The organism is Desulfobacterales bacterium (genome assembly GCA_021647905.1).
In the GTDB taxonomy this organism is placed as follows: domain Bacteria; phylum Desulfobacterota; class Desulfobulbia; order Desulfobulbales; family BM004; genus JAKITW01.
The window spans coordinates 34763-46724 of sequence record JAKITW010000013.1; the positions used below are offsets into that span (position 1 = coordinate 34763).

General features: G+C 61.6%; 12 protein-coding genes. 8 read left to right on the forward strand and 4 right to left on the reverse strand.

Annotated features, from left to right (window positions below; all coding sequences use genetic code 11):
* Positions 1 to 2: 2 nt before the first annotated feature.
* The 3 genes from L3J03_03820 (at position 3) to L3J03_03830 (ending at position 4051) form a co-directional block, all read left to right on the forward strand.
* Positions 3 to 2270, forward strand: a complete 2268-nt coding sequence (locus L3J03_03820) for an acetyl-CoA carboxylase carboxyl transferase subunit alpha/beta (protein MCF6290105.1) — start codon at positions 3 to 5, stop codon at positions 2268 to 2270.
* A 46-nt stretch (positions 2271 to 2316) separates the two neighbouring features.
* Positions 2317 to 2964 (forward strand): hypothetical protein, encoded by a 648-nt coding sequence (locus L3J03_03825; protein MCF6290106.1) that lies wholly within the window; start codon positions 2317 to 2319, stop codon positions 2962 to 2964.
* Between the two features lie 157 nt (positions 2965 to 3121).
* Positions 3122 to 4051 (forward strand): biotin--[acetyl-CoA-carboxylase] ligase, encoded by a 930-nt coding sequence (locus tag L3J03_03830; GenBank protein MCF6290107.1) that lies wholly within the window; start codon positions 3122 to 3124, stop codon positions 4049 to 4051.
* Positions 4052 to 4061: 10 nt separating this feature from the next.
* Here L3J03_03830 and recO read toward each other — a convergent pair whose 3' ends face one another.
* The 4 genes from recO to plsY form a co-directional block, all read right to left on the reverse strand.
* Positions 4062 to 4808 carry a DNA repair protein RecO gene (recO, locus tag L3J03_03835; protein MCF6290108.1) on the reverse strand — a complete coding sequence of 249 codons (747 nt, stop codon included), beginning with the start codon at positions 4806 to 4808 and terminating at the stop codon, positions 4062 to 4064.
* Positions 4798 to 5760 carry a DUF4115 domain-containing protein gene (locus L3J03_03840; GenBank protein MCF6290109.1) on the reverse strand — a complete coding sequence of 321 codons (963 nt, stop codon included), beginning with the start codon at positions 5758 to 5760 and terminating at the stop codon, positions 4798 to 4800. Before L3J03_03840 ends, recO begins: the two co-directional genes overlap by 11 nt.
* A 71-nt stretch (positions 5761 to 5831) precedes the next feature.
* Positions 5832 to 6824, reverse strand: a complete 993-nt coding sequence (locus L3J03_03845; protein MCF6290110.1) for a peptidylprolyl isomerase — start codon at positions 6822 to 6824, stop codon at positions 5832 to 5834.
* Positions 6825 to 7044: 220 nt separating this feature from the next.
* Positions 7045 to 7650: a glycerol-3-phosphate 1-O-acyltransferase PlsY gene (gene plsY, locus L3J03_03850; GenBank protein MCF6290111.1), complete on the reverse strand. Its 606-nt coding sequence runs from the start codon at positions 7648 to 7650 to the stop codon at positions 7045 to 7047.
* A gap of 338 nt (positions 7651 to 7988) precedes the next feature.
* Here plsY and def point away from each other — a divergent pair, with 338 nt between their 5' ends.
* From def to L3J03_03875, 5 genes are read left to right on the forward strand one after another with little or no spacing between them, the layout of a single operon-like run.
* Positions 7989 to 8522 (forward strand): peptide deformylase, encoded by a 534-nt coding sequence (gene def, locus L3J03_03855; protein ID MCF6290112.1) that lies wholly within the window; start codon positions 7989 to 7991, stop codon positions 8520 to 8522.
* Entirely contained in the window at positions 8512 to 9459 is a 948-nt protein-coding gene (gene fmt / locus L3J03_03860) for a methionyl-tRNA formyltransferase (GenBank protein MCF6290113.1), read from the forward strand. The genes def and fmt overlap by 11 nt, the downstream gene beginning before the upstream one ends.
* Complete coding sequence (locus L3J03_03865) at positions 9456 to 10178, forward strand: VTT domain-containing protein (GenBank protein MCF6290114.1); 723 nt, start codon at positions 9456 to 9458, stop codon at positions 10176 to 10178. The genes fmt and L3J03_03865 overlap by 4 nt, the downstream gene beginning before the upstream one ends.
* 12 nt (positions 10179 to 10190) lie before the next feature.
* Positions 10191 to 11408, forward strand: coding sequence for a nickel pincer cofactor biosynthesis protein LarC (gene larC / locus L3J03_03870; protein ID MCF6290115.1), 1218 nt, complete (start codon positions 10191 to 10193; stop codon positions 11406 to 11408).
* Complete coding sequence (locus tag L3J03_03875) at positions 11405 to 11860, forward strand: phosphatidylglycerophosphatase A (protein ID MCF6290116.1); 456 nt, start codon at positions 11405 to 11407, stop codon at positions 11858 to 11860. Before larC ends, L3J03_03875 begins: the two co-directional genes overlap by 4 nt.
* Positions 11861 to 11962: the final 102 nt, after the last annotated feature.

An 11962-nucleotide genomic window follows, 5' to 3' on the forward strand; every position in this document is an offset into this window, starting at 1 on the left:
ATATGGATGACTTACGCAAACGGCTGCTGAAAAACGAAGAGCGCCTTACCTGCCTTGTCCGGATCAAGGCCGGCGCTCAGTGGGGCAACATCTCCGGTTTCCAGGAAAAGCTCAAGGTTCTGCAGCATTCCTTTTACGACCTGAGCGAGATGCAGCTCGACAGTGAACTGCGCAAGATCGAGGCCGGGATCAATTTTATTGAAAAACGCTGTGAAGAGGGCCTCTCCTCCATGGAAGGGGTGCGGATCGTGCGCAACCCCCTGCGGTTCACCCTGAAGGACATCCTGGAGAACGTCTACGAGGAGTACACCGAACTGGGCGGCGCCGGAGAGACGAGCATCGATCCCGCCATGGTGGCCGCCAAGGCCCAGATCGTCCGGCGGGTCAAGAAAAAGCTGGTCTCCCAGCCGGTGATGGTCATCGGCCAGGAAAAAGGCCATGGCGAGGAGTTCCGCAACGGCGGTTCATGCAAGCCCTGGGGCAATGAAAAGGCCCTGCGCTACATGCGGGTGGCCGAGACCGAGGGCATCCCGATCCATTTCTACATCTTCACCCCGGGTTCCTTTCCAGTGGAGGACTATCCCGGCGCGGCCCAGCAGATTGCCAGGAACCTCTATGCCATGGCCAAGCTGCGGGTGCCGATGATCTCGGTGATCTCCGAGGGCGGCTCCGGCGGGGCCGAGGCAGTGGGGCTCAGCGATTTCAGGCTGATGTTTTCCCACGGCTACTACTCGGTGATCTCCCCGGAAGGCGCGGCCGCCATCGAGGGCAAGATCAAGGAAGGGTCAAAGGTTCCGCCGGAACTGGTCGAGGCCTGCGCCGAGCGGCTGAAGATCACCGCCAGGGAGAACCTGGCCCTGGGTACCATTGATCGGATCATTCAGGAACCGCTCCTGGGCGCCCGGCGGGATGACTTCGTCTTTTTCAAGCAACTCAAATCCGAGGTGATCCGGGCCACCGACGAGGTGATCCTCAAGACCAAGAGCTTCCGCTCCTTCCGGGCCTACGAGGTAAAGCTGAAAAAGGCCGAAGAGGCCGCGGCCGAGGAGCCCCAGATCAACATCTCCTGGGACCTGAACCAGGACGAGATCAAGCGGCTGCTCAGCTTCCGTTCGAAAAAATACCGCCACCTGGCCATGGACGCCTTTGGCGGCCAACCAACGCCGTCCCTGGCCCTGTACCGAAAGCTCCGGAACATAGCTGCCCGGACCTATTACGGTTTCCGCTACGATCTGCTCCGCAACCAGCAGAAACAGGTGGAAAAGGTGATCAAGGATGTGTCCGGCGAGGGCTCGATTCTGCTGGATCGAGTCATTGCCCCGTTCCGCCGGGTCTTTGATTTCATCAACCGCGAGCAGGCGGATCGACCGGTGGTGGTGACCAAGCAGCCGGGCGACCGGACAAACGGCGAAGACCCCATTGATCTCGAACTGTGGGACACCTATACCAGCCCGCTGGCCAACGAGGACCGGACCGTAACCTGCCCCAATGCCGATAAGCACGGCTGCAAGGACCTCTGGGTGCCGGACCTGTACGGTGAGTTCGCCGGGGTCTGCGAGAACTGCGGCCACCATTTTCCCCTGGAATATGAATGGTATCTGAAGAATCTTTTTGACCCCGACTCGATCCGTGAGTTCAACGCCGAGTACCAGTCGCTGAATCCGCTGGCCTATCCCGGCTTTGACAGTCGGCTCAAGGTGGCCCGGGCCAAGACCGGCCGCAACAGCGCCAATATCACCTTCTATGCCCGGGTGATGGAAACCGAGCTGGTGGTCACCATGCTCTACAGCGACTTCAGGAACGGCACCGTGGGCGCGGCCGAGGGCGAAAAGTTCGTCCGGGCCTGCGAAAAGGCCCGGCTCAAGCGGCGGCCACTGCTGGCCTATGTCCATACCACCGGCGGCATCCGGATCCAGGAGGGCAGCATCGGCGTGGTGCAGATGCCCAAGTGCACCATGGCGGTGCGGGAGTATATCGATTCCGGCGGCCTCTATATCGTGGTCTATGACAACAACTCCTATGCCGGTCCGGTGGCCAGCTTCCTCGGCTGCTCGCCCTATCAGTTCGCCATCCGCTCCAGCCGGATCGGCTTTGCCGGCCGCCGGGTCATCCGCGAGACCACTGGCGAGGACATCCCGCCCGATTACCACCATGCCCGCAACGCCCTCAAACGGGGCCATATCCAGGGCATCTGGGATCGGCGCGAGTTCAGGAAGAACCTGCACCGGGCCCTGCTCACCATGGGCGGCCGGGCCCTTTATTACCGGTAACCGCGGCACCGGGCCGCGGCCCCTTACGCTGATTCAGAAAATGACCATGAACCAAGACATCAACTTTGACCAGATCCTTGACAAGTACCGGTCCGACCCCTACGAATATGTGGAGATCATCACCCCGCATACCGGCAAGATCCGTTTCCATGTCGAGAACGGCACCGAGGTAAAGGCGCCGAGCGGCACCTGGCGGCAGAACCCGGGCACCCTTCTCTACACGATCAACCGGGAGCGCAACCCCAAAAAGATTCACTCCACCACCACCGGGGTGATTGCCGATGTCCGCGGCGATCTGGAAGGCCATTTTGTCGAGGCCGGGGAAAAGATTCTCACCATCCGTCATCCCCTGAAAAAACGGGAGATCATCGAGGCCATCCTGCAGAAGGTTCTCTACCTGTTTCCAGCCCCGGAAAACGCCAAGTACTTCTTTTCCATGGAGGTGCAGTCCCGGATCGACAAAAACGGAGAACGGGATGTCTTTGTCGAGCCTGGTGACGAGATCATCATCATGTCCCTGATGAAACGGGACACCCCGATCCTCTATTCCGGCGAGCCTGGAATCATTCATTCCGTCTATTTCCAGCCCGGGGTAAGCGTGAAACAGGGCACGCCCCTGCTCGGCGTCTGCGCCCCGGAAAAGCTGCCCCTGGTCAAGGAAATCATCAACCACGTCAAAGCGGAATGGGCGTAAGCGCTCACAGGGCACCGAACCTGCTTTGTTATCGGCCTGTCCGCATACCGATGTATAGCGAACAGGCCTCTGCCTCGCATCTCCGGCACCCTGCAAGCGCTTACCAGGCAGGAGGCGACCCGGAGTCCGGCGGGGCTTACCCTGTGAGTGGTTACGAATGGGCATAACCCCTCCCCTCACCCCCCGACATATCCACCGGATTATCATTGATGAAGAGCTGCCCGGCCGGCGCCAACAAGTTTCGCCGGCCATTGCCGACCGGATCCTCCGCTATGGCGCAATAGTCGGCTGCCGGATCGAACATCACCCCCGGCTGGCCCGGGGCATGGACCGGGCCCGGCAGCTGATCCGGAAATGCGAGGAGCAGGACCGCTCCTTTATGAGCGGCACTGTAATCCTTGCCGATCAGCTCACCCACGGCCGCGGCCGCTTTGAACGGAAATGGCATGCGCCGCCGGGCGGGGTCTGGCTGACCCTGGTCCTGGCCAACACCCTGCTCCCCGAAAGCAGCAGGCTCTATCCCCTGGCCGCCGGGGTGGCAACCTGCGAGTTACTGGTCGGCTACGGCCTGCCGGCCCGGGTCAAGTGGGTCAACGACGTCCTGGTCAACGGCCGCAAGATCGCCGGCATCCTGGCCGAGACCGTGCATGGCGCCCGGTCCGGCGAGGAATACGTGCTGATCGGAATCGGGCTCAACGCCAACAACGACCGGTTTCCGGACGAACTCCGGGATACGGCCATATCGATGAAAGACCGGCTGAAAAACACAGTGGACATCACCTCCCTGGCCGCCCGGCTGCTGGGCAAACTGGCCTGGAATATCGGCCTGCTCCACCATGCCGAGGCCGAGCGTCTCCATGCTCCGGAGGAAGGAGATGGTCCCGGCCGGGACCATCCGCTCCTGGTCCGCTGGCAGGAACTCACCGACATGGTCGGCCGCCGGGTTCTTTTCGGCCATGATCTCCGGCAAAAACCGTTGTTCGAGGCCCGGGTCCTGGGGATCGACCACCAGGGCGGCCTGCTCCTGGAGTTGGACCAGGGCCACCGGATCACCGAATTTTCCGGTGAAATCCTCTACCTGGACTGAAGGTAACTGATCACGGGTGGTGCAGGGCACCCCAGGCCGGGCAGTCGCGCTGGAGAAGGTACTGGACGTACTGGCGAAACAGGGTCATTGCCTCCTTGAGCGAGGCATTGGAGAAATGGAGCCGGTCAAGCCGGTCCCAGGGCGATTCCAGGACATTTTCCAGGAGTTTGGCCGTGCCCGGGGAAACCGGCGTCAGGGACGCGGTGGAGCGGCATTGGCCGCAGAGCAGCCCGCCCCGGCTCGGACTGAACCCATAGGGACCGGACGGGGCGTCGATCCGGCCACACTTGAGGCAGCCGCTGAGACGGGGTCGATAGCCCATGATCTTCAACAGCTTAGCCTGGAACAGGATCACCACCCGGACCGGGGCCAGCCCCTGGTTGATCCCGGCCAGGGCCCAGACCAGCAGCGGGAACAACTCCTCGTCAACATCGTTTTCACGGGTCCAGAGCAGGACCTGTTCAACAATCGCCATTCCGGCCAGGTAGCGGTCATACTGTTCCCGCAGGGAGATGAAAGGGTCGAGAAGCTCGGCCTCGGCCACCCGGACCAGGCTGGACCGGCCCCGGTCGTCGTAGAGAATCTCCAGCAACGAAAACAGCTCCAGCTTGTTGACGAAACGCCGTTTGCTCCGCTTGGCGCCCTTGGCAATGCCGGTGAGTTTGCCGAGACCAGGGCAGGAGAAGGTAACGATCTTGTCGGATTCGCCGTGGTCCTGCAGGGCCAGGACCACGGCAACGGTACGTTTAAGGCTCATCCCGGGATAACCCGCCCGCCCCAGCCAGGTCCCGGGGGATCGAGATCCTGACGGTTTCACCGGATGCGCCCAGTCTGGGCAGGGGCCGACCGTTGAGGGTCAATTCCACCCCGCCGGCATTGCCGAAGAAAAAATTCAGGTTGTCATGGGCCCGCCACTCCCGGCCGGTACCCTTGCGAAAGAGCCCCTCCCGGACCGGCTGGTCGTCGATCTGGACCTGGAGCCAGACATCCTCGACAAAGCGGACCGTAACCAGAAAGGGAAAACCGGCCGGCTCCTCAACAGCACCCTCCTTGTCCAGGGACAAGGGCTGAGGGGATATATCCCCGGGCGTTGATGTCGGCTCAAGGGCTGCCGGCAATCCCGCGGACAGCGGATCTTCACCCGCGGGAAAACTATCCACCGGATCCGGAGCAATGGTTACAGCGGCCGGGGTCATGGACCGGCCCATGACCGGCGCCGGCGCAGAAGCATCCTGGCCGTAAAAACTGGTAAAGCCCAGGTAGCCGGCATAGCCGAGCAGCCCGGCAAGCAGCAGCAGGGCCAGGAAATAGGCTGGCGCAAAGGAGCGGTTTTTCTTTGCCTCGCGCTTGAGCTTGAGAATATCCGGCAGCGGTTCGTCGCTCTCCGGGTCAGTGCCCGGACCAGGTCCTGATCCGGACCGCGGCCCGTAACGGGCCAGCACCCCGTCCGCTTCCAGCCCGAGATGCTCGGCATAGAGTTTGAGAAAGCCCCGGACAAACACCGCGGCCGGCAGATGGGCCCGGCCATCCTCCTCAATGGCCTGGAGAATGACGATCCGGATCCCGGTGGCCGCGGCCACCTCGGCCAGGGATATCTCCTGCCGGATCCGTTCTTCCCGGAGATAGCGGCCCGCGGTCAGATCAGGCCGCCCCTCACCGGTCTCCCGGGCCGATGGCCGTGGTTCCCGGGCATGGTCGTTGCTGGACATGGATCTCCGTTTCCCTTCACCCGGCAGGTCCCGCCGACTCCCCCATGAGCCGGTACTGCTCTGTCCGGGCGTTACAACAACTCCTGAATATAGGCCTGCTCCCGCAGCTCTTTCAACCACTTCTCGTACTGTTTTTCCAACTCCTGCTGGTAGAGCAGATCCCGGATCTCTTCCCGCACCGACTCAAAAGGGGCCACTTCCCCGGCCTCGGTGGAGAGAAGCTTGAAAAACTGGTACCCGGAGCCGATTTCAACCAGGGGGCTGATCTCCCCGGGTTTCAACTCGGTAATGGTCTCCCGCATATGGGGGGCCATGTCGTCCTGCTTGAAGGTCCCGATATCGCCGCCCTCCGCGGCCGAGGGCAGATCGGAATAGGCCTTTGCCAGCTCCCGGAAGTTGCCGCCGGCCACGGCCTGGGCCCGGACCTGTTCGGCCCGCTGCCGGGCCTCGGCCTTGGCAGCTGCCAGTTCCTCCGCGCCCAGGTCCGCCGGCCGTGCCCCCTTGTTCCAGGAAAAACCCATCTGCAGGAGATGGTAGCCGGTGGAAACCCTGTCCGGTCCATAGCGGTGGTCGTAGTACTCCCTGGCCTTTTCATCGGTGATTACAATCCTGGAACGGACCTCCATCGAAACCAGCTTGGAGCGCAGGATCTGGGCCCGGATCGCCGGCCGGGGCCCCTGTTCGCTTCTCCCCGAGGCGGCCAGTTGCCGCTGGAACTCCCGGCGGGACATCCGGTTGCCGCTGACAACCTTGTCATAGGCCTCGTCCACCTCCTGTTCAGAGACCTCCACCCCGAGTTCCGCGGCCTTCTGGGCGGCAATCCGCTGGTTGATCAGGCTGGACAGCACCTCCCGGCGAGCCCGGGTCAGGGCCCCCTCCAGTTCGGCCGGCGGAGTCTTTTCAATGATCTGCTGGAAGAAATCCTTGCCCTCGGCATTCAGTTCGGAAAGGGTGATCGGCTCATCGTTGACCACGGCCACGACCCGGTCGACAAGCGCGGCCTTGAGCAGCGACGGCGCAAACAGCATCCCGGCACAGAGCAGGGCGACAAACATTCTCTTCATCGTATCAGGTATCCTTAAAATTGTCCGTCTCGCAACAACCGGCGAGACGGACGTGTGTCATGTTGTGACTTGTTGATCCGGGCGGCGGCCGGAATCCGAACCATGACCGGACCCGCTCCAGGGGTTACTCCGCCCCAGCGAAAATACTCCATTTATAATGACATCTCAACAGATTTGGCAGTAACACGCCGGCAAGGGGAATTCTCCATGATCCGGCCGCTCACCCCTGGCCGGCCCCATCCCTGAAACTCTTCTCCTTACCCTTGAACAGCCTGTCGATATTGTCCATATGACGCAACCAGATCAACAGGGCCATGAACATGGCCAGGCCGACCCGTGGCAATGATCCGTCCAGGGACCAGACCGTCACCGGCATCAGGCCGGCGGCCATGAGGGAACCCACGGAGACATAACCGGAAATCAACACCGCCCCGGCAAAAATCAGGACCGCAATTGCGACCGCCCAGGGGCAGAGCACCAGAAAGACGCCCAGGGCCGTGGCCACCCCCTTGCCGCCCTTAAAGCGGAGATAGACCGGGAAAAGGTGGCCGACAAAGGCGGCTGCGCCGGATAACACCAGCCAGAGTTCCAGGTTGGCAAAATCCCGGAGCAGCCAGCCGGCGGCAAGCGGCGGCAGCGCCCCCTTGCCGCAATCGGCCAGCAGGGTCAGAACGCCCAGTTTCCTGCCCAGCAACCGGCCGACATTGGTGGCGCCGATATTGCCGCTCCCGGATTTACGGACGTCGATCCCCGCGCTTCTGGCAAAAAGCAGACCAAAGGGAACCGAGCCGAGAAGATAGGCACAGATGAGAAGAAGGTACTCCATGGAGTTCCGGCTGGATAGAGGGATTGCTGGTCTTGTTTCTGATTAATGCCCCGGGACCGGTTACCGGGTTGGGATTATCAGGGTGACGCATCAAACGGTTATGGCACGGCACATCGACCTTACACAAAAAACGACACAAAGACAACAGAACATCACCAGCTGATAACTGGTCACCGGGCCTATAACTCGTGTCTGTCATTATCTCCGGACCTGCAAGTGGCTTTTTGGTGGAATTTCCGGGCAAACGCTGGTAATATAACCTGTTGATAATCACTACCAGGTCCATTGACCAAGACGGTCCATACTTCCTTTCAGCCTGTTTTTTCCATCATAAACCCATGCCGATCAGAACAATAATCACCTTTCCCGACCCGCTCCTGCGCCGAAAAACCGAACCGGTAACGGACTTTGACCAATCCCTGGAAAAACTGGTCGCCGACATGGCCGAGACCATGTACGACGCGCCGGGCGTCGGCCTGGCCGCCAACCAGATCGGGGTCTGCCGCAAACTGATGCTGGTGGACATCAGCGAAGACCGGGAAAACAAGGCCGAGCGGGAGTATCTGGTGCTGGCCAACCCGGAAATCATGGCCAGCGAAGGCGCCCAGATCGATGAGGAGGGCTGCCTGAGCGTGCCTGATCTCACCGCCAAGGTCAAACGCTTCTGGAAAATTACGCTCCGGGCCCAAGACATCAAGGGCCGGCCCCTGGAGTTTGAGGCGGTAGACCATTTTGCCCGGGTGATCCAACACGAGGTGGATCACCTGAACGGGATTCTTTTTCTCGACCATCTCAGCGTGCTGAAACGCTCGCTCTACAAAAAACGGCGCAAAAAACAGCTCCGGCAGGAAAAAGAGGCCCATGGCCAATAGACTGCGGATCATCTTCATGGGCACCCCCGGGTTTGCCGTGCCCTCTTTAAAGGCCCTGCTCTCCGGGCCGGACCAGGTGGTTGCGGTGGTCACCCGGCCGGACCGCCCCAAGGGCCGCGGCAAAAAGCTGACCCCGCCGCCGATCAAAGAGTTGGCCCTGGCCGCTGGCCTGCCGGTACTCCAGCCCACCAGGATCCGGGGCGAGGATTTTCTCCGGAAACTTGCCGCCTATTCTCCGGATATCATCGTGGTCACCGCCTACGGACGGATCCTGCCCGGCCCGCTGCTGGCCATGCCGCCCCTGGGCGTCATCAATGTCCATGGCTCCCTGCTCCCCAAGTACCGGGGCGCGGCCCCGATCCAGTGGGCCCTGATCAACAACGAGACCGAGACCGGGGTGACGATCATCCAGATGGACCAGGGATTGGATACCGGCGACATCCTGCTGCCGGCCCGGATCGATATCGCGCCGGACGATACCGCCGGCAGTCTGGCAATCAAGCTGGCCGAGTTGGGCGGCAGAACGCTTCTCAAGGCCCTGGACCTGCTCCGGGCCGGCAACCTGCGCCCGCGGCAGCAGGACAACGACCTGGCCACCCCGGCGCCGTTGCTCAGCAAAAAAGACGGCCTGGTTGACTGGCAACAGCCGGCTATTGCGATCAGCGGACTGATCCGCGGCCTTGATCCCTGGCCCACCACCTATACCTATCTCAACCATAAACGGCTCCAGCTCTTTGCCCCCAAGGTGGTCCCGGCACCCCCTGACACTCCGGCGCCGGGCACCCTCTGCCGGGCCGACAGGGACGGACTGCTCATCGCCACCGGCCAGGACCTGTTACTGGTGCGGGCGGTCCAGCCCGAGGGCAAACAGAGGATGGAGGCGGACGCCTTTCTCCGGGGCCACCCCCTTGAACCAGGGACCGTGTTCGGCCGATGAAAACGACCCGGGCGCGTATCCTCTTCTGGTTTCTCTTCTTAAGCCTGGCCTCCTTTGCCCTGCTCATTCTGCTGGCCTGGGACGATACCCTGGCGGGCCGGGTCCTGTTCCATTTCCAGCAGGTCAGGGACAACAGCGTCCGGATCCGGGCCGCGATCCGCGAGTACGGCAACCTCGGCCCCCTGGTCTTCATGGGCCTGCAGATCCTGCAGGTGATCTTCGCGCCGGTGCCGGGCGAGGCCACCGGCATCCTGGGCGGTTATCTGTTCGGCGCCCTGCCCGGGTTCCTCTACTCCAGCCTGGCCCTGACCATCGGCTCCGGCCTGGCCTATCTGATGGGCCGGTTGCTGGGCAATGCCTTTCACGACAGAATAACCAGCACCAGGCTCTATGTACGCTTCAACAAGCTGGTGGTGAGCAACGACTGCATGGTCCCATTTATCCTCTTTCTCCTGCCCGGGTTCCCCAAGGACTCGCTCTCCTATCTCCTGGGGATGAGCATCATGCCCCTGCGGGTTTTTATCTTCATCGCCGGGGTGGCCCGGCTGCCCGGCACCCTGGTCCTCTCCCTGCAGGGGGACCAGTTCTACCGGGAGAACTACCTCGGGCTGCTGCTGATGGTGCTCTTTTCCCTGGCCATTTCGCTGCCATGCTTTTATTATCGCAAGAAAATTTTGAAATATCTGCTCAAGTCCCAGAAAAAGTCAGCCCAGAAATAAACAACCACCACCATGGAGACCGTACCCCCAAAAATCGCCTATGCCGACTGCTTCTCCGGGATCAGCGGCGACATGTTCCTGGCCGGGCTGCTGGACAGCGGCCTGCCCGGGGAGGTGCTCCATGGCGGACTGGCCCGGCTCGGGCTGGACCGGGTGGAGCTGACGATCAGCCGGGAGAAACAGCAGGGGCTTAGCGCCACCCGGGTCCGGATCACGGTGGCCGATGAACAACCGCCCCGCACCTGGAAAAATATCCAAGCTCTGCTCAAGGAGTGCGAACTTTCCGCACCGGTCAAAAAAAAATCACTGGCCGTGTTTGCGGCCCTGGCCGGGGCCGAGGCCAAAGTCCACGGCTGCCCGGTGGATGAGGTCCATTTCCATGAACTGGGCGGAGTGGATGCGCTGGTGGATATCGTCGGCACGGTGATCGGCCTGGACCACCTGAAGATCGAGAAAATCATCGCCTCGCCCCTGCCCATGCCCAGGGGCTGGGTAACCTGCGGCCACGGCCGATTGCCGCTGCCCGCGCCAGCGGTATGCGAACTTTTAAAAGGGGTGGAGGTATACGGAGTCGACCTGGATCAGGAACTGGTCACCCCCACCGGCGCGGCATTACTCAAGACCCTGGCCAGCGGGTTCGGGCCGATGCCGCCGATGGTCATCGACCGGGTCGGCTATGGCAGCGGCAGCCGGGTCCGCAAGGACGGACGGCCCAACCTGTTCCGGCTGATCATCGGCCAGGCCCTGACCTGTACCGAGGCCCGGGAGGTGGAGGTGATCGAGACCAACCTTGACGACTGGTCGCCGGAATCCTTTCAGTTTGTCAGTGAACAGCTCTTTGGAGCAGGGGCCCTGGATGTCAGCATCGCGCCGATCCAGATGAAAAAGGGGCGGCCCGGCTTTCTCCTGCAGGTGTTGGCCGACCCGGCCCATGCCCTGGCCTGCAAACAGCTGATCCTGACCGAGACCACGGCCATTGGCCTCAGGTTCCGCATTGAGCAGCGGCTGACCCTGGACCGGACCTTGGGTCATGTGGTGACCCCCTGGGGAAGGGTACAGGTAAAAAAGGTGGAGACCCCCCGCGGCCCGGTCCTGTATCCGGAATATGAGGACTGCTGCCGGCTGGCCAGGGCATATAAGATCCCCTTGAAAGAAATCTATGGCAAGGTGGGCCGGCGGGGCGTGGCGGAGTTTATTCCCATTGCCGATCAAGGAGAAAAAAACAAATGACCACCCTGATCATGGCCATCGCCTCCGGGCTTTACAGCGGCTACCTGCCCATTGCCCCGGGCACCTGGGGCTCGCTGGTGGGGATCGCTCTTTTTGTTTTACTGAGCAGTCTGTCTTTGCCGGTCTACGGCCTGGTGGTGGCAGGGCTGCTGCTGGTGGGCTTTTTTGCTGCCAACGGGGCAGAGAAGATCCTGGATAAAAAAGACCCGGGCGTGGTGGTGATCGACGAGATCGTCGGCATGCTGATCACCATGACCGCGGCGCCGATAACCCCGTGGGTACTGCTGCTCGGCTTTCTTTTATTCCGGCTCTTTGATATTGCCAAGCCCTTCCCCTGCAACTGGGTGGATAAGCGGGTCAACGGCGGGATCGGGATCATGCTCGACGACGTGATCGCCGGAATCTACGGATTTATTGTGTTGCAGGGGATTTTGTACTTCATCCAGGGGTGAGGGTAAAGTTATTTTCAAAAAGCCATCCTCCGCGATCCTCTGCGTACTCTGCGGTTCAAGGTTCTCTGTTAAAAACAGAACGGCTTGTTACCGCGGAGGTCG

Coding starts and splice junctions, on each gene's coding strand:
- L3J03_03820 (MCF6290105.1), top strand. CDS start 3: ATGGATGACTTACGCAAACGGCTGCTGAAAAACGAAGAGCGCCTTACC.
- L3J03_03825 (MCF6290106.1), top strand. CDS start 2,317: ATGAACCAAGACATCAACTTTGACCAGATCCTTGACAAGTACCGGTCC.
- L3J03_03830 (MCF6290107.1), top strand. CDS start 3,122: ATGGGCATAACCCCTCCCCTCACCCCCCGACATATCCACCGGATTATC.
- recO (MCF6290108.1), bottom strand. CDS start 4,808: ATGAGCCTTAAACGTACCGTTGCCGTGGTCCTGGCCCTGCAGGACCAC.
- L3J03_03840 (MCF6290109.1), bottom strand. CDS start 5,760: ATGTCCAGCAACGACCATGCCCGGGAACCACGGCCATCGGCCCGGGAG.
- L3J03_03845 (MCF6290110.1), bottom strand. CDS start 6,824: ATGAAGAGAATGTTTGTCGCCCTGCTCTGTGCCGGGATGCTGTTTGCG.
- plsY (MCF6290111.1), bottom strand. CDS start 7,650: ATGGAGTACCTTCTTCTCATCTGTGCCTATCTTCTCGGCTCGGTTCCC.
- def (MCF6290112.1), top strand. CDS start 7,989: ATGCCGATCAGAACAATAATCACCTTTCCCGACCCGCTCCTGCGCCGA.
- fmt (MCF6290113.1), top strand. CDS start 8,512: ATGGCCAATAGACTGCGGATCATCTTCATGGGCACCCCCGGGTTTGCC.
- L3J03_03865 (MCF6290114.1), top strand. CDS start 9,456: ATGAAAACGACCCGGGCGCGTATCCTCTTCTGGTTTCTCTTCTTAAGC.
- larC (MCF6290115.1), top strand. CDS start 10,191: ATGGAGACCGTACCCCCAAAAATCGCCTATGCCGACTGCTTCTCCGGG.
- L3J03_03875 (MCF6290116.1), top strand. CDS start 11,405: ATGACCACCCTGATCATGGCCATCGCCTCCGGGCTTTACAGCGGCTAC.